The organism is Hyphomonas sediminis, from assembly GCF_019679475.1.
Classification (GTDB): domain Bacteria; phylum Pseudomonadota; class Alphaproteobacteria; order Caulobacterales; family Hyphomonadaceae; genus Hyphomonas; species Hyphomonas sediminis.
Genome location: NZ_JAIEZP010000001.1, coordinates 3,310,600 through 3,326,583, shown reverse-complemented (window position 1 = coordinate 3,326,583; position 15,984 = coordinate 3,310,600). Strand labels below are relative to the sequence as shown.

Genomic DNA, 15,984 nt, shown 5'->3' with positions numbered 1-15,984 from the left:
TCCGGGGCTTTCCTGTTTCAAGCAGGGCCGGGCGGTTTATTCCTCCTCTGCCTCGTCCTTCTTCTTCGCCGGATCGTATTTCGCAAACCAACCCATGATGTTGTCCGTCTTGGCAATCAGGCGGCTCGGGCGTGAGGCGATGTAGTGTGGCGAGTCCGGCACATGGATCAGCGCCGTGTCGACCCCGTTCATCTTGAGGCCGGTGTAGAACTGCTCGGCTTCCCAGGCGGGCGTGCGCCAGTCCTGCTCGCCCACCATCATCAGCGTCGGTGTTTTCACCTTGTCGACATAGCGGATCGGCGAGCGCTCAAGGAAGGCTTCCGGGTTGGACCACGGGTCTTCGCGTATCCAGTGGCGGCGCACATATTGGGCGATGTCGGCGGCCAGCGCCATCGTCATCCAGTTGATCACGGGCTTGACCGAGGCGGCTGCGGCAAAGCGGTCGGTCTTGGTCACAATCCAGGCGGTCAGGATGCCGCCGCCCGATCCTCCGGTCACGAACAACCGGTCCTTGCTCACATAGTTGCGCTTCACCAGTTCGTCGACGACCGTCATCAGGTCATCATAGTCATTGCCCGGATAGGCCCGGTCGATGGCCAGGGCGAAGTCTTCGCCATAGCCGGTCGAGCCGCGCGGGTTGGACCAGACGGTGACATAGCCTTCAGCCGCAAAGCGCTGGATCTCGCTGGCAAAGAAAGGGCCATACATCGCGTAAGGGCCGCCATGGATTTCCAGGATCATCGGGAAGCTGCCATCGGCCTTGAAGTCCGGGGGCAGGGCCACCCAGGCTTCAATCTCAAGGCCGTCATGGCTGGAGGCCACCTTGATCTCCTCAACGCGCGCCATCTCCAGATAGGGCAGCACATCGTCATTGAGGGCGGTCAGCACTTTCGCGTCCTTGCCGTCAATCGCCGCCATACCGACTTCCGAAGGCTTCTCGGTAAAGCCGGCGGTGTAGGCCACCATCGGCTTGCGCCCGCCGCCGACGGAGAAGCTGCCTTCCGCATACGGCCGGCCGATGGAGGCGCCGCCGATATTGGTGACGACCTTCGTCGCCTTGCCGTCAAGGCCAATGCGGAACAGGCTCAGCACGCCATAGTCTTCAGACAATACCAGCAGGCTCTTGCCATCGGGCGTCCACACGGTCTGCCCAATGCTGCCGGGGAAGTCGGCGGCCAGTTCGCGCGCGCCGCTGCCATCGGCATTCATCAGGTAAAGATTGTCCTGCTGGAAGGAGAGGACCTTGTCGTCAAATCCGCGATAGGCAATCGTCTTGCCATCGGGCGAAACCACCGGGCCATAGTCCGGGCCATCGCGGCTCGTCAGGGGGCGGATGGAAAGGTCGGCGAGGCTTACCGCATAGATTTCGCTTTCCACCGGGTCGAGGTCTGCGTCCTCGGCCAGGTTCCCGGAAACCAGCAGCGTGGAATTGCCCAGCCATGCCGGGCCGCCGAGGTCAGCATCCTCGAAAGTCACCTGCCGGGGCGTGCCGCCATCCACGGGCAGAACGAACACCTGCGTCGTGCCATCCTTGAGATAGCCTGCGCCGTCGAACCGGAACTGCATCCGGTCGAACACTTTTACCGGCGCGTTCCATTTGCCGCCTTCGGGCGTTGCCGGGGCCTTGGCAAAGCTCGGCGTTTCGCCGGGTACGAACATCGAGAAGGCAATGTATTTGCTATCCGGCGACCATACGGCCTGCGAGGGGCCTTGCTCGAACTGGGCCAACGGGTGGCTGCGCCCCGTGTCGGGGTAGAAGACGCGCATTTCCGCCTTGCCGGCGGCAGAGGTCGAATAGATCAGGCGCGAGCCATCTGGCGACCAGCGCGGATTGGAGGCGCCTTCCGGGCTGACCACCAGCGGGCGGTGCGTGCCCGTGCCTGTGTCGATGCTCCACAGCTGGCCCACATCACGGTCGCTCAGCTTGTCCATCGAGCGGCGCACATAAACCAGCGTCTTGCCGTCCGGCGAAAGCTGCGGATCGGAGGCGTATTCCATGTCGAACACGCGTTCAGCAGTGAAGCGCTTGGATTTTGCTTTGTCTTTGGCGGTGTCTGCAATCGCCGGTGTTCCGGCCAGCAGCAGAGAAAGCCCGGCAAGGGCCAGAGTGCGGCAGATCATGATTTCCCCTCCATCCGCATTTTTTTGTGCCTTTGGCGTAACATGCTGGCGGCAGAGGGAAAAGCAGAACGAATCGGGCGGGCAAGGGGCGACGGGCCGCAGATTCTTTTGCTTGCACCGGCAAAGGCGCGAACGCATATAGCCCTCGGAGGCAGGTGGCGGACGAGCCGCTCGCCAATCGGGTCAGGCGGGGAACCGAGCAGCCCTAACGAGCTTCAGCTCGGGTCGTTTGCCTGTCTCCACCCTTTCCCCTCAATGTGACGCTGTTGCTGCTGCCGCTTTGATGACGGCCCGCTCATGCACGCGGGGGTGGTCTGCCAGGTCGGAGACCGAGACATAGATGCGGCCCAGCCGCTCGCTCTTTTCGGGAATGGCGTCCTCGCCGAGGCCGGCGGACATCGCCCGCCAGACCAACTCGGAACAATAGAGGCTGTTTTCCGACTCGATGGAGAACGCCTTGTCGAAGGGGCGCCCCACCGCCGACTCGGCATAGGCGAGATAGTCCGCCCGCGCCTTGCCCTCGAGGTCGATGCCATAGACGCCAAGGCCAGACACGTCGGAGAGGTATTCGGCCAGCGAGACACGGCGTACATGGCCAATCTCCCGGCGCGCGCCGGTGTCTGCGTGGATCACAGCGAGGCTGCCATCCGGATTGCCCACAACGATCCCCACATGGCCCCAGCGTTTGTCGCCCAGCGACCAGGCGACTGCCAGCTGCGTGCCTGCGCCCGTATCGGCGCCCTTGAACAGAAGGTCTCCGGGCGCCAGCGCGGGCAGGGCAGCGGGCAGAATTTCCGCCCCTGCCTCCCTGGCGCCCACCAGCAGCCCGAAGAACAGGCAGGGCGCCAGGATCAGCGCGGCACTTACTTGCCGAAACAATTGGAAAGCACCGCCGATCCGTCGGTCGAGATCGAATCATAGATCAGGGAAACCGCGTCATCGATCGATCCGGCGGAGGAAATCGTGTCGGCGACGAGAATCGCATCGGCCTGCGACATATACTGGCCAGTATACTCCATATTGTAGTCATCCCAGCCCTGCTCGGTGATCACGTTGACCATGCAGGCGCAGTCTTCAGCGGGCGCGTAGTAGCTCGAAAGCCCTGCCGCGACGGCCGCATCGTGCCGTTTGATAAGGCCGGGGCAGGCATTCTGCGCGCGGGCCTGTTGGTCTTTGTGGGTCTGGGTAACTTGTGCCAGCGCCGGGATCGCGATCCCCACAGATAGTATGGCGGCAACGAGATATTTCATTGGATCTAGCCCTTTCATGCGTCCGTGAAGGCAGGCTACAATGGCGCTGAATCGCCTGCAATCACTGGAACAGGGGCATCGCGTTAACCGTTTGTTTACCCGATTTCCACGGTCTTCTTAACGGATTTGCGAAAACGCCCGTTGACCGGAAATTAACCTTCGGACACTATATCTTGTGTCGGGGCAAAGGGGTGAGACCACATCTGGTTGAACTTCAGCAATATCCCTATATATGCAGGAAGATCGAGGAGGGTGGCCATGTCGGCAACCAACGCAAAATCTGTCGCCGCTGATCAGGCTCGCAAAGGCAAGCCGAAAGCTGGCAGCAATGCGAAAGTATCGCTCGTTCCGGTCACCCAGGTGAAGACGGACCCATCGCGCGATGCGCTGCTGACCGAGTTCGGCAAGAAGACCCTTGATGACCGTTATCTGCTGCCGGGCGAGACCTATCAGGACATGTTCGCACGCGTTGCCACCGCCTTCGCGGATGACGCCGACCATGCGCAGCGCATCTATGACTATGTCTCGAAACTCTGGTTCATGCCGGCCACGCCCGTCCTGTCGAATGGCGGGGCAGAGCGCGGCCTGCCGATTTCCTGCTTCCTGAACCAGGTCGGCGACTCGCTCGACGACATCGTTGAAACCTGGACCGAGAACGTCTGGCTCGCCTCCAATGGCGGCGGCATCGGCACCTATTGGGGCAATGTCCGCTCGATCGGCGAAAAAGTCGGTCAGAACGGCCAGACCTCGGGCATCATCCCGTTCATCCGCGTGATGGACTCGCTGACGCTGGCGATCAGCCAGGGCTCGCTGCGCCGCGGCTCGGCGGCCTGCTATCTCGACATCCACCACCCGGAAATCGAGGAGTTCCTCGAAATCCGCAAAGCTTCGGGCGACTTCAACCGCAAGTCCCTGAACCTGCACCACGGCCTCAACATCACCGACGCCTTCATGGAAGCCGTCCGCAATGATGAAGAGTTCCCGCTGATCTCGCCCAAATCCGGCGAAGTGCTGAAATACGTCAACGCCCGCAAGCTGTGGCAGAAGATCCTCGAGCTGCGCATGCAGACCGGCGAGCCCTACCTCTTGTTCACCGACACCGTGAACAACGCCATGCCGGCCCACCAGAAGCGCCTTGGCCTCAAGGTCACGCAGTCCAACCTCTGCTCCGAGATCACCCTGCCGACCGGCGTGGACCATCGCGGAACGGACCGTACGGCTGTCTGCTGCCTGTCTTCGGTCAACGCTGAAACCTTCCTTGAGTGGTCGAAAGAGCCGATGTTCCTTGAGGACATCTTCCGCTTCCTCGACAACGTGCTGGAAGACTTCATCCAGCGCGCCCCGCCAGAAATGGCCCGCGCCGTCTACTCGGCCAAGCGCGAGCGCTCTGTCGGTCTCGGCGTGATGGGGTTCCACTCCTTCCTGCAGGCGATGAATGTCTCGCTGGAAAGCGCCACGGCGAAAGCCCTGAACCTCAAGATCTTCAAGCACATCCGCCAGGGTGCCGACGCTGCGTCGGTGAAGCTCGCCAAGGAGCGTGGCCCCTGCGAAGACGCCCGCGATGTCGGCATGATGGCCCGCTTCTCGAACAAGCTCGCCGTTGCGCCCACCGCGTCGATCTCGATCATCTGCGGCGGCACCTCGGCCGGCATCGAGCCGATCCCGGCCAACGTCTACACCCACAAGACCCTGTCGGGCTCCTTCACGGTGAAGAACAAGCAGCTGCAGGAACTGCTCCGCTCGAAAGAGCTCGACACCGACGAGATCTGGACCTCGATCCTCGAGCATGAGGGGTCGGTCCAGCACCTCGATTGCCTGGATGAGCATGAGAAGGACATCTACAAGACGGCCTTCGAACTCGACCAGCGCTGGATCGTCGAGCTTGCGGCCGACCGCACACCCTATATCTGCCAGTCGCAGTCGCTGAACCTCTTCCTGCCCGGCGACATCGACAAGTGGGACCTCCACATGCTGCACTGGACGGCGTGGGAGAAGGGTCTGAAATCGCTCTACTATTGCCGTTCCAAGTCGGTTCAGCGCGCAGCCTTTGCCGGTTCGGAGAAAGCCGAAGCGGGCGAAATGAAGGTCGAGCGCACCGACTATGACGAGTGCCTTGCCTGCCAATAACCCGGTCTCAGGCCAGAAAGTTCCCGAAAGCGCCCGCCGGTCCCGGTGGGCGCTTTTTTGTTGCCCGGTAAACAGGCAGCTTGCCATGTTTTGAACAATTTTCTTTTCCCGTTAATAAAAACAAGGCGTTGGCCTATTCAGAAATGGGGATGGAAAACTGATTTAAATCAGGTTCTTGCGTGCAATTGAGCGCATCCGGCGAACCCTTCGGTCTGTTAATCATTTGCGGCCAGAATCCGTGTTGGGCGGGTTTTGCATTCATGATATTGGAACTGATCAGGCAGAACCTCGTTTCATAAACATGGCGAGGATCGACCTTGAGAGGCGTGAAGTTCATGATGATGGCGTTTGCGACAAGTCTGGCGTCTCTAGCCTGTCAGGGCTGCGTATCCGGCAGCGCATACTTCGACGATGCCTACTATCAGGTCTCCGCTGCTGCCGAACCCTCTCGTGGAATGACCTTGGCCGTGCCAGGCCTCCTTGGGGGCGGCCCGATGAATGCGCCCTCCGCGCAGGCGTCCTCGGAACTCTCTTCCTCGGCCCTGCCGTCCGGCACCGTGATTACCCAGCTCACCAGCCCCGATGCGCCGATCAGCGTCGTCGCCGTGTCCGGCCCGCCGCAGGCGTTCAGCCTCACCGGCTCCGGCGCCAGCGTTCCCTCGCTCGTGGATGCCAATCTCGGCTGGAGCGGCAGTTCCGCCCTCGCGCGTGTCGCGGCCGAACTGTCCGTTCGCCGCGCCGCCGGCCAGCCGGTGGATGTCACGCAGAACATGTCCCTCGGCGTCTCGTTCGCCGCTTCGGGTGAGGCCACCGGCCTCGGCTTCGATGTCGGCCTCGCGCCGCGCGTCAGCATCCGGGATGACGGCGATCTTACCAGCCAGCGTCTCGGGGGTGAGCTCCGACTCGGTCAGGGGCTGAACCTGCTCGACAAGAAGGGGCAGCCGCAAGGCTGGTATTTCTTTGTCGGCGCCGATGGCGAAGCGCTCGTCTGGGATACCGATTCCTCGCCCAGCCTGGGCGATGTGTTCGATGTCCAGGTCACTGATCAGGTCACCGTAGGCGATCTTCAGGCCGGTGTTTCCATCCAGCGGGCCGGAGGAGAGCTGTCGCTCTCCTATATCCGCCGCGAAATGAAGTTCAGCGATCGCAACGGGTCGCTTCAGGATACGGAAGACTTCGCCGGCATTTCCTTCACGATGCGCCGCTGAGCAGGCCCGCTGCCAGGTTCACGGCCAGCGCCAGAACTCCCAGATTGAAGAAGAAGGCGAGCACGCCATGCGCCAGCACGGTCTGGCGCATCCGCCTGTCGTTTACCACCACATCGGAAACCTGAAACGTCATGCCGATGACGAAGGCGAAGTAGCAGAAATCGGCAAAGTCGGGTTCTTCCGTATCGGGAAAAACGAGGCCCTGCAGGTCTTTGCCGCCCGCCTGATCGTAGAACAGGTGGGAATAGTGGAAGGTGAAGATCAGGTTCGAGAAGATCCATGCCAGCACCAGCGTCACCACGCAGATGGCAAAGTCTGCCGCCTCCAGCCGGGAGTTGCCTGACAGCAACATGCCCGTGGCAATCAGCACGCTCAGGAAGGCCGCCGTCGATACGATCAGCAGCAGCACCCGGCCGCCATCGTCGCGCGCGCCGCGCTGGCGCGCCGCCGCCGGGTCGCGTTCGGACCAGAGCGGAATGCAGGAAAAGATGAACGCCGTGGCGGCCAGGTCGAAGCCGGCAATCAGCGCGCGCTCGGGCGGCAGCACCGGAAGGGCAAGCGTGCCCACCAATGCAAAGATCAGCAGGAAGCTTGTAAAACGCGGGTGTGGCAGCCGGTTCATTGCGCGCCCCCTTCGGCTCTATCGTCGGCTCAGCCGAGGTTATCCTGAAGTTTCAGGATGGAACAGGCCGCGCCCGGCGATAAACTGCCCGCCGGTGAGGGAGCTTTCAGGATGGCCGAAACCGCAAACGACACCGGGTCTGCAAGGCAAGCGCAGGAACCGTCGGCGGCCACCCGCAGCGGCGAGTTTGGCTGGCGCATCTTCGTCGATGCCGCCGTGCCGCCTGCTGCCGCCATTGTCTGCTTTGCTGCCGGTGTCCTCCTGCTGTTCTCAGCTGCCCAACCCAACCTGGCAGACAGGATGGGCGACCTGCTTACCGTCCTGCCGCTGTCGCTGGTGGAGGTGTCGCATTTTGCGGCCTCGCTGCTTGGTATGTTGCTGCTATTCCTTGCCGTAGGCCTCTGGCGGCGCATTGATACGGCCTGGTGGGCTGCCATCGCGGTGCTTCTCTCTGGTGCGGCCTTCTCGGTACTGAAGGCTCTGCATTGGGAAGAGGCGGCCCTGTTGTGCCTTGTCGCGGCCGCGCTGTTTCCCTTCCGCAGTTCCTTCTACCGGCGCGGCCATATCTCCGATGGCCTTTTGTCATTGCCGGGGTTCATCCTGATCTTTGCCGTGACGGGGCTGGCCATCTGGCTCCTGCTCGCGGCCTATGAAAAAGTTCCGTATCAGGAAGACCTTTGGTGGACCTTCCTGCGCGATTCCGATGCGCCGCGCTCCATGCGCGCGCTGGCCGGGGCGGTAATGCTCGGGCTGGTCGTTGCCGTCTGGCAGCTCAGCGCGGTGCGCCAGAATCGCCGGGCCGGGCAGGCGAGGGCGGAAGATATCGCCCGCGCTGAGGCCATCTTCGCCAGCGCGCCCGATGGCCATCCCGATGCCAACCTCATGTTCGTGGGCGACAAGTCCTTCGTCTTTACGCCCAGCGGCAAAAGCGTCGTCATGTATGGCCAGCGCGGCGGTCTCTGGATCGCGATGGGCAATCCCGTCGGCCCGGCGGACGAGCAGACAGAGGCCCTGATCGCGTTCCATGAAGCCGCTGACCATGCCGGCAAGTCGCCCGTCATCTATGCCGCCGCCGGAGACCTTCTGCCCTCGCTGGTCGATCTTGGCTATGCCATCCGCAAGATCGGGGAGACTGCCTGTATCGACGTGCAGGCCTTCAGCCTGGAGGGGCCGTCGCGCTCACGCCTGCGACAGGCCCGCAGCCGCGCCCACCGCGATGGCTGGCGTGTCGAAGTCATCCCCGCTGGCGGCGACGCGCCCTGGGCCGCGCTGAAGCAGATATCGGATGCCTGGCTGCGGTCCCATTCCGGCGGAGAGAAGGCCTTCTCCCTCGGGCGCTATGATGCGGCCTATCTCGCCCGCTTTCCTCTCGCGCTGGTCCGCCACGAATCGACTGGCCAGCCCGTCGCCTTCGCCTCCCTCTGGCCCGCCCCCGGCGGCAAGGAGATGGCCGTTGACCTGATGCGCCACGGCCCCGACGCGCCGGGCGGCGTCATGGACTTCCTGTTCATTGAGGTCACCCTCTGGGCCAAGGATCAGGGCGTCCATATTTTCGATCTCGGCATGGCCCCGCTTTCGGGGCTGCGCGCCGGGCGGTATTCGCCCGCTCTCAATAATGTCGGCCAGATGGCTTATGATCGGGGCGAGAGCCTTTACGGCTTCCGGGGGCTGCGGGCCTACAAATCCAAATTTGCGCCGGAGTGGAAACCGCTCTTCATCGCCGCGCCGCCAAGGGTGTCCTTGCCCGTCGCCCTGATGTCGGTCGCCTTGCTCACATCCGGGGGCATTCTGGGCCTGATCGTCCCCAAAAATACACAGAAGTGACCCGAAAAGGCACTGTCTGACCCTGTTTGTCCCTGAAATGCCCCGCTGTGATGCGGATTAGTCGTCCTGGTCCAGCGCAGGTGCATCGCCCGTATCACGCCGCGGACGGGCCACCAGATCGCCCAGATCGGTCAACTCGATAAACGTGTCGGCCTCCCGGCGAAGGTCGTCTGAAATCATCGGCGGCGTCGCATTCATGGTCGAGACGACCGACACGCGAACCCCCTTCGCCTTCACCGCTTCCACCAGTCTCCGGAAATCGCCATTGCCACTGAACAGCACGATGTGATCGCAGTAGGCGGCAGCTTCCAGCATGTCGACCGTCAGCTCGACATCCATGTTCCCGCGCACCCGCTTGCGGCCCTCGCGGTCCACAAATTCCCGCGCCGGCTTACGTACGACATTGAATCCATTATAGGCGAGCCAGTCCACCAGGGGGCGGATGGGGCTGTATTCGTCGCTTTCCACCAGCGCCGTATAGTAGCTCGCCCGCACTAGCCGGCCCCGTGACTGGAACTCCTTCAGCAGCTTTCGGAAGTCGATCTCCAGTCCAACGGCCCGGGCGGCGGAGTAGAGGTTTGCCCCATCGATGAACAGCGCCAGGCGCTCATCCTTGTAAAAAGCCATTGGCTTTATCCTCTTCTTCCAATAGGGAGGGGCCAAATTCATGCCCAGACGCGTTTACGCTCCGGAATACCGGTCCCTTGCCGAGTCTGCAAGGATCGGGTTGCGGCGGCGTGCTGCAGCGCATATAAAGGGCGGTTCCTCAGGAGAATATCCCCGTATGGCCCGCGTTACCGTTGAAGACTGCATCCAGAAGGTTCCGAACCGCTTCGAGCTCGTGCTGCTCGCCGCTCATCGCGCGCGCATGATCCGCGAAGGCTCGCCGCTGACGGTGGATCGGGACAATGACAAGGATCCGGTCGTCTCCCTGCGCGAGATCGCCGATACTTCCGTGGATCTGAAGATCGTCAAGGAAGCCCTCATCTCCAACCTGCAGGACATTCGTCCGGGCGAAGAGAACGAGCGCGAGGCTGACCGTCAGGCGCTTCAGGCTGCTCCGGCAGCGACCGAAGAAGACGTGCTGCGTGCCTATCAGGCTGAACTCGAATCCGGGCGCGACGACCGGCTCTAGGAGCATCAATGGACGGCAGCGCCCTTTCCGGACCGGAAAAAGGGGCTGGCACAGAGGCTGGCAAGCCGGCCGCTGCCAGCGATTCTGCGTCCGGCCTGCCGCATGTCCTCAGCCGTGAAGAGCTGATTGCCAAGGTGCGCGCCTATCACCCGCGGGTGAAGTCGGAACTCCTGGGCCTCGCCTATGATTTCGCCAAGAAGCATCATGGCGAACAATCGCGGGATTCCGGCGAGGCGTATTATTCCCACCCTGTGCAGGTAGCGAGCCTCCTGGCGGATGTGCGTCTCGATGAGGTGACGATCGCCGCCGGCCTGCTGCATGATGTGGTCGAAGACACCGAGATCGATATCGGCGACATCGAAGTGCGCTTCGGGCCGCAGGTTGCCGAGTTGGTCGACGGCGTCACCAAACTCGACAAGCTGGAGTTCACCTCCAAGGAGGCCGCGCAGGCCGAAAACTTCCAGAAGTTCATCCTCGCCATGACCGGCGATATCCGTGTGTTGCTCGTTAAGCTGGCCGACCGGATGCACAATATGGAAACGCTGCACTTTCGGAAGAAGCCGGAAAGCCGTCAGCGTACGGCGCGCGAGACGATGGACATCTACGCGCCGCTCGCCCGCAGGATCGGTCTTTACGACATGGCCGCCCGGATGGACGACCTGGCGTTCAAGGAGCTGAACCCGGAAGCGCGCCGCGCGATCATCTACCGGCTCGAGGAGTTGGAGCGGGAAAACAAGGACGACCTCGGACGGATTCGTTCGGACCTGACCGAAATGTTGAGCGAAGTCGGTTTCCGTTACCGCCTTAAGGGGCGCCGGAAGCAGCCCTATTCGCTGTGGCGGAAGCTGGAACGCAAGTCGATCTCCTTCCGCGATGTTGCGGATATCTTCGCCTTCCGTATTATTGTGCCGGACGTGGCGGACTGCTACCGCGTTCTGGGCGCGCTGCATACGCATTGGGCGTGCATTCCTGAGCGCTTTCGCGATTTTATATCCGTACCCAAACCAAATGGATATGCGAGCCTTCACACGACAGTTCGGGCGTCCAGCAACCGGCGCGTGGAACTGCAAATCCGCACAGAGGCGATGGACCGCACGGCGGAATATGGTGTGGCGGCCCACTGGGGCTACAAGAACCGGGCTTATGGGTTCGACCTTGATTCGGCGCGTGCGGCGGGCCTCGACCCCGACGCCAACCTGAAAGCCTTTGCCGAATTGCTGCGCGACGGGGCAGAGCCAGGCGAGTTCCTTGAGCACGCCAAGCTCGAAATGTACCGCGAGCATGTTTTCTCCTTCACGCCGAAGGGCAAGCTGATCATCCTACCAGCAGGGGCCATGCCGCTCGATTTTGCCTATGCTGTTCACTCGGTCGTCGGCGACACCACCATCGGCGCGCGCATCAATGGCGAGGAGAAATCCCTTCGCCGCCCGCTGAAGAATGGCGACGTGGTCGATATCATCCGTGGAAAGACGGCTGAGCCGATCCGTGGCTGGGAGATGCTGACCCATACAGGCCGCGCGAAATCCGCTTTGCGCCGGCTGGAGCGCGAGCGTGAGGTGGCCGAGTTCCGCCGCCTTGGCGAAGGGCTCATCAACCAGGCGCTCCGCCGCGCGGGCGCTGACCCGGTCGATGTGATGTTGCTGGAGGTCGCCCAGAAGTTCGGTTTCAAGACGGTGGACGACCTGCGCGAAGCTGTGGGACGTGGGCGCTTCAAGACGTCTGCCGTCATTCAGGCCGTGTTCCCCGGCTACCAGCCGGAACGTACAGACGATTCCGCCAAGACGCCGATCGACAGCGATCACGTACCGATGTTCGTGGAAGGGCGCACCCTGACGCCGGGCGTCACGCTGCACCTCTCCACCTGCTGTCATCCTTTGCCGGGGGACCGCATCATCGGCGTGCAGGTGCCCGACAAGGGGCTGATGGTTCACGTTTCCAGCTGTCCGCGTCTTGCAGAATATGATGACCGTCCGGAGCTGTGGCACGACCTGAAATGGACCGAGCTTGCGCGCACGGACGCCGTTGCCGTCACGCGCATCCGCATCAACGCATCCAACCAGCGCGGCGTGCTTGCAAAGCTCTGCGCGGCGGTTGCCGAATCGAATGGAAACATCATCGGAATCTCGACGGCTTCGCGCCATCCCGATTTCATCGAACTTGTTATGGATATTGAGGTTGAAGACCTGAAGCGTATGACGCAAATCCTTGCGGCACTGCGGTCCTTGGCCGTGGTAGACAGAGCCGTGCGCGACCAGGAGGGGCAGAATGACCAGTGAAGACGTACTCGCCGTATTCAAAGAGGCGGGTGCATTGCTGGAGGGGCATTTCATCCTCTCCTCCGGGCGCCGCAGCCCTGTGTTCCTGCAGAAGGCGCTCGTCTTCTCGCGGCCGGACCTCTCGGAAAAGCTCTGCAAGGCGCTCGCCGCGAAGCTGACGGCGGACTTTGGCAAGATTGATGTTGTGGCCGGTCCTGCCGTTGGCGGCATCATTCCCGGCTATGAGCTTGCTCGCCATCTTGGCGCGCGCGCAATCTTTGCCGAGCGGGTGGACGGCCAGCTCCAGTTCCGCCGTGGCTTCTCGATTGCAGAGGGTGAGCGCGTGCTGATCGCGGAAGACATCGTAACGACGGGGCTCTCCTTCCGCGAAACGGTTGAGGCGCTCGCAAAGCTGCCGGGCGAAGTTGTGGGCGGCGCCTGCATCATCGACCGTTCCGGCGGTCGCGCCGATGTTGGCTGCAAGCTGATCTCGCTGGCGCAGGTGAACTTTCCCGATTACGCGCCGGATGATCTGCCGCCGGAGCTTCAGAAGCTCGAAGCGATCAAGCCCGGCTCGCGGGGCCTTGCCTGATGACAAGCCGCCTCCGCCTCGGGGTCAATATCGACCATGTGGCGACCATCCGCAACGCGCGCGGAGGCGCTCATCCTGACCCGATGCGCGCGGCGGAAATTTCCGCCGCCGCCGGGGCAGATGGCATTACCATCCACCTTCGGGAAGACCGCCGCCACATTCGTGACGCAGACCTTGAAGCCGTGCGCGCGGCCTCGCACCTGCCGATCAATCTGGAAATGGCGGCAACCGACGAGATGGCGGACATCGCCGTTCGCTTCCGGCCGCATGCGGCCTGCCTTGTGCCGGAGCGGCGCGAGGAGCGCACGACAGAGGGCGGCTTGAATGTTGCTGGCCTGCACAACCAGATTGCCCCCATCGTCAGCCGGCTGAATGAGGCTGGCGCGCGCGTCTCGCTTTTTGTCGAGCCCGATCCGGTGCAGATCGCGGTGGCTGAAGTGCTTGGCGCGCCGGTGGTCGAGCTGCACACGGGCCGCTATGCGGAGCTGTGGATCGAGGGCGGCGCAGAGGCCGCCGCGCCGGAGCTGGAGCGCCTGAAGCTCGCCTCCGCCGAGGCACGCCGCCGGGGCATCGAGCCTCATGCCGGCCACGGACTTACTTTCGAGAATGTCGGGCCGATCGCGGCCATTCCCGAGCTTGCCGAGCTGAACATCGGCCACTTCATCATCGGGGAAGCGATCTTCATCGGCCTCGACGCCGCGATCCGCGAAATGCGCCGCCGTATGGATGAGGCGCGCGGATGATCATCGGTATCGGCAATGATCTCTGCAATATCGAGCGCATCCAGCGGTCTCTCGACCGGTTCGGCGAGCGGTTCGAGCAGCGGGTTTTCACGCCGTATGAAATTGCCAAGGCGCGTGGCCGCCGCCGGGTGGCGGAGACCTATGCCAAGCGGTTTGCCGCCAAGGAGGCAATGGCCAAGGCGCTGGGCACCGGCGTCCCGCGCGCAGGCGTCCACTGGACGCATCTGGGCGTCATCAACCTACCATCGGGAAAGCCGGGTTTCGAGCTGACGGGCGGGGCGGCAAAGCGCCTCGAAAAGCTGACGCCACCGGGGCATCGCGCCGTGGTGCATCTGACGCTGACGGATGATCATCCGTGGGCGGAAGCGCAGGTGATTATTGAGGCTTTGCCGGTGGTGGTGCCATGAAGCCCGCACGCCCCAAACGTACGCGCCAGCGCGCCGCCGTCAAAGCGGTGAAGCCATCCCTTTCGCCAGAGACGCTGAAAGAAGCGCAAGAGATCATCGGCTACCGCTTCAAGGAGCCGGCACAGCTCGAGCGGGCCTTTACCCATCCCAGCGCCATCGCGCCCTCGGGAGATACCGTAAAGCTCTCGAACCAGCGGCTGGAGTTCCTGGGCGATCGGGTGCTGAACCTTGTCATCGCCGAGCGCCTGATCGACCGGCGCCAGTCCGACAGCGAGGGCGATCTTGCGCCCCGGCTGAACCGGCTGGTGAAGAAGGGCGCTTGCGCAGAGGCGATGCGTCATCTGGCGTTGCAGCGCTTTTTGCTCCTTTCCGAAAGCGAAGTCGCCTCGGGCGGGCGCGACCGGGAGTCGACGCTTGGCGACGCCTGCGAAGCCGTGATTGCGGCGATCTATCAGGATGGTGGGCTTGCCGCTGCGCGCAAGTTCATCGAGCGCGCCTGGGCGCCGCAATTCGAGAATGCACCAGCGGAAACCAAGGACCCGAAAACCCTGCTTCAGGAATGGGTGCAGGGGCAGGGCCATCCGCTGCCGGAATATATCGTGACGGGGCGGTCCGGACCGGACCACGCGCCCGTATATGAGGTGGAAGTTCGCTTGCCGATGGGCAAGGCGGCCGCCACCGGCCCCTCCAAGCGTGAGGCGGAGCGCCATGCGGCCGCTCTCATGCTCAGAACACTGACAGGTGCGCAATGAGCGAGATTGACATTAAACGCGCGGGCTTCTGCGCGATCATCGGGGCGCCGAATGCCGGCAAGTCCACCCTCACCAACCGCCTGGTGGGCGCAAAGGTGGCGATCGTTACCCACAAGGTTCAGACGACGCGGTTCCCGGTTCGCGGTGTTGCCCAAACGGGCGATACACAGGTCGTCATCGTCGACACGCCCGGCATCTTTGCCGCCAAGCGCCGACTGGACCGCGCGATGGTGAAGGCCGCCTGGGGCGGCGCCGATGAGGCAGATTGCGTCGTCCACCTGATCGACGCGTCCGCCTGGGTCGCCGAGAAAACAGGCCGCCCAAGCGCCGCCCAGCGCCACTCCCTTGAGGATGATCGCCGTGTGATCGAGCAGCTGAAGGAGGCGGGCACGCGCGCCATCCTCGCGCTCAACAAGATTGATCTGTTCCCGCACGATCAGATCCTTCCTGTGATGCAGGCGCTGAGCGGTGAAGGCGTCTACGAAGATATCTTCATGATCTCTGCCGACAAGGGCGACGGCGTCGACAAGCTGGAAGCAGCGATTGCGTCCCGTATGCCGGAAGGTCCTGCGCTCTATCCGCCAGACCAGGTGGCCGACCTGCCGATGCGCCTGCTGGCCGCCGAGGTGACGCGCGAGAAACTCATGCTGCGTCTGCATCAGGAGTTGCCCTACCAGCTCACCGTCGAGACGGAAAACTGGGAAGAGCGCGCGGATGGGTCTGTGCGTATCCAGCAAGTCGTGATCGTCGGCCGCGATGGCCACAAGGCGATGGTGCTCGGCAAGGGCGGCAGCCTGATCAAGGAAATCGGCCGCCAGTCCCGAATCGAGCTGACGCAGATGCTGGAGCGTCCCGTTCATCTCTTCCTGTTTGTGAAGGTGGATGAACGCTGGCAGGAGCGCCGCGAGACCTATCGCGGCATCGGCCTGGAGTTTGATGTCTGATTGA

At 62.8% G+C, this 15,984-nt stretch carries 15 protein-coding genes and 1 other RNA gene; 11 read left to right on the top strand and 5 right to left on the bottom strand.

What is annotated here, in order from left to right; translation table 11 throughout:
- Positions 1-36: 36 nt before the first annotated feature.
- Positions 37-2,121: a S9 family peptidase gene (locus K1X12_RS16040; protein ID WP_220988610.1), complete on the bottom strand. Its 2,085-nt coding sequence runs from the start codon at positions 2,119-2,121 to the stop codon at positions 37-39.
- A 149-nt stretch (positions 2,122-2,270) separates the two neighbouring features.
- Here K1X12_RS16040 and ffs point away from each other — a divergent pair.
- Positions 2,271-2,363, top strand: an RNA gene (ffs, locus tag K1X12_RS16035) — signal recognition particle sRNA small type.
- 10 nt (positions 2,364-2,373) lie between these two features.
- Here ffs and K1X12_RS16030 read toward each other — a convergent pair.
- A complete protein-coding gene (locus K1X12_RS16030; RefSeq protein ID WP_220988609.1) occupies positions 2,374-3,000 on the bottom strand; it encodes a YiiX/YebB-like N1pC/P60 family cysteine hydrolase in 627 nt (208 codons plus the stop codon).
- The gene (locus tag K1X12_RS16025) at positions 2,985-3,371 is read right to left on the bottom strand and encodes a hypothetical protein (protein ID WP_220988608.1); all 387 of its coding nucleotides are present in this window, start codon (positions 3,369-3,371) and stop codon (positions 2,985-2,987) included. Before K1X12_RS16025 ends, K1X12_RS16030 begins: the two co-directional genes overlap by 16 nt.
- 258 nt (positions 3,372-3,629) lie before the next feature.
- On the opposite strand from K1X12_RS16025, the gene K1X12_RS16020 reads away from it, so the two are divergent.
- Both K1X12_RS16020 and K1X12_RS16015 read left to right on the top strand, forming a co-directional pair.
- Positions 3,630-5,498, top strand: coding sequence for a ribonucleoside-diphosphate reductase subunit alpha (locus K1X12_RS16020; RefSeq protein ID WP_220988607.1), 1,869 nt, complete (start codon positions 3,630-3,632; stop codon positions 5,496-5,498).
- Positions 5,499-5,824: 326 nt separating this feature from the next.
- On the top strand, positions 5,825-6,706 hold the full coding sequence (locus K1X12_RS16015) for a lipid A-modifier LpxR family protein (RefSeq protein ID WP_220988606.1): 882 nt from the start codon (positions 5,825-5,827) through the stop codon (positions 6,704-6,706).
- Here K1X12_RS16015 and K1X12_RS16010 read toward each other — a convergent pair.
- Positions 6,690-7,328, bottom strand: coding sequence for a DUF1345 domain-containing protein (locus K1X12_RS16010; protein WP_220988605.1), 639 nt, complete (start codon positions 7,326-7,328; stop codon positions 6,690-6,692). The genes K1X12_RS16015 and K1X12_RS16010 overlap by 17 nt on opposite strands.
- A gap of 111 nt (positions 7,329-7,439) precedes the next feature.
- Between K1X12_RS16010 and K1X12_RS16005 the strand changes: the two genes are divergently transcribed.
- Positions 7,440-9,152, top strand: a complete 1,713-nt coding sequence (locus K1X12_RS16005) for a phosphatidylglycerol lysyltransferase domain-containing protein (RefSeq protein WP_220988604.1) — start codon at positions 7,440-7,442, stop codon at positions 9,150-9,152.
- Between the two features lie 57 nt (positions 9,153-9,209).
- Here K1X12_RS16005 and K1X12_RS16000 read toward each other — a convergent pair whose 3' ends face one another.
- Complete coding sequence (locus tag K1X12_RS16000) at positions 9,210-9,779, bottom strand: LabA-like NYN domain-containing protein (protein WP_220988603.1); 570 nt, start codon at positions 9,777-9,779, stop codon at positions 9,210-9,212.
- Between the two features lie 157 nt (positions 9,780-9,936).
- Between K1X12_RS16000 and rpoZ the strand changes: the two genes are divergently transcribed.
- The 7 genes from rpoZ to era are packed head-to-tail and all read left to right on the top strand — an operon-like array spanning position 9,937 to position 15,980.
- A complete protein-coding gene (rpoZ, locus tag K1X12_RS15995) occupies positions 9,937-10,287 on the top strand; it encodes a DNA-directed RNA polymerase subunit omega (RefSeq protein ID WP_220988602.1) in 351 nt (116 codons plus the stop codon).
- Between the two features lie 8 nt (positions 10,288-10,295).
- Positions 10,296-12,563 (top strand): RelA/SpoT family protein, encoded by a 2,268-nt coding sequence (locus K1X12_RS15990; RefSeq protein WP_220988601.1) that lies wholly within the window; start codon positions 10,296-10,298, stop codon positions 12,561-12,563.
- Positions 12,553-13,134, top strand: a complete 582-nt coding sequence (gene pyrE, locus K1X12_RS15985; protein ID WP_220988600.1) for an orotate phosphoribosyltransferase — start codon at positions 12,553-12,555, stop codon at positions 13,132-13,134. Before K1X12_RS15990 ends, pyrE begins: the two co-directional genes overlap by 11 nt.
- On the top strand, positions 13,134-13,877 hold the full coding sequence (locus K1X12_RS15980; RefSeq protein ID WP_220988599.1) for a pyridoxine 5'-phosphate synthase: 744 nt from the start codon (positions 13,134-13,136) through the stop codon (positions 13,875-13,877). The genes pyrE and K1X12_RS15980 overlap by 1 nt, the downstream gene beginning before the upstream one ends.
- Positions 13,874-14,284, top strand: coding sequence for a holo-ACP synthase (gene acpS / locus K1X12_RS15975; protein ID WP_220988598.1), 411 nt, complete (start codon positions 13,874-13,876; stop codon positions 14,282-14,284). The genes K1X12_RS15980 and acpS overlap by 4 nt, the downstream gene beginning before the upstream one ends.
- Positions 14,281-15,036, top strand: a complete 756-nt coding sequence (gene rnc / locus K1X12_RS15970; RefSeq protein WP_220988597.1) for a ribonuclease III — start codon at positions 14,281-14,283, stop codon at positions 15,034-15,036. The genes acpS and rnc overlap by 4 nt, the downstream gene beginning before the upstream one ends.
- Positions 15,033-15,980: a GTPase Era gene (era, locus tag K1X12_RS15965; RefSeq protein ID WP_220988596.1), complete on the top strand. Its 948-nt coding sequence runs from the start codon at positions 15,033-15,035 to the stop codon at positions 15,978-15,980. Before rnc ends, era begins: the two co-directional genes overlap by 4 nt.
- Positions 15,981-15,984 lie beyond the last annotated feature (4 nt).

Coding starts and splice junctions, on each gene's coding strand:
- K1X12_RS16010 (WP_220988605.1), bottom strand. CDS start 7,328: ATGAACCGGCTGCCACACCCGCGTTTTACAAGCTTCCTGCTGATCTTT.
- K1X12_RS15980 (WP_220988599.1), top strand. CDS start 13,134: ATGACAAGCCGCCTCCGCCTCGGGGTCAATATCGACCATGTGGCGACC.
- K1X12_RS16025 (WP_220988608.1), bottom strand. CDS start 3,371: ATGAAATATCTCGTTGCCGCCATACTATCTGTGGGGATCGCGATCCCG.
- pyrE (WP_220988600.1), top strand. CDS start 12,553: ATGACCAGTGAAGACGTACTCGCCGTATTCAAAGAGGCGGGTGCATTG.
- rnc (WP_220988597.1), top strand. CDS start 14,281: ATGAAGCCCGCACGCCCCAAACGTACGCGCCAGCGCGCCGCCGTCAAA.
- rpoZ (WP_220988602.1), top strand. CDS start 9,937: ATGGCCCGCGTTACCGTTGAAGACTGCATCCAGAAGGTTCCGAACCGC.
- era (WP_220988596.1), top strand. CDS start 15,033: ATGAGCGAGATTGACATTAAACGCGCGGGCTTCTGCGCGATCATCGGG.
- K1X12_RS16040 (WP_220988610.1), bottom strand. CDS start 2,121: ATGATCTGCCGCACTCTGGCCCTTGCCGGGCTTTCTCTGCTGCTGGCC.
- K1X12_RS16000 (WP_220988603.1), bottom strand. CDS start 9,779: ATGGCTTTTTACAAGGATGAGCGCCTGGCGCTGTTCATCGATGGGGCA.
- acpS (WP_220988598.1), top strand. CDS start 13,874: ATGATCATCGGTATCGGCAATGATCTCTGCAATATCGAGCGCATCCAG.
- K1X12_RS16020 (WP_220988607.1), top strand. CDS start 3,630: ATGTCGGCAACCAACGCAAAATCTGTCGCCGCTGATCAGGCTCGCAAA.
- K1X12_RS15990 (WP_220988601.1), top strand. CDS start 10,296: ATGGACGGCAGCGCCCTTTCCGGACCGGAAAAAGGGGCTGGCACAGAG.
- K1X12_RS16005 (WP_220988604.1), top strand. CDS start 7,440: ATGGCCGAAACCGCAAACGACACCGGGTCTGCAAGGCAAGCGCAGGAA.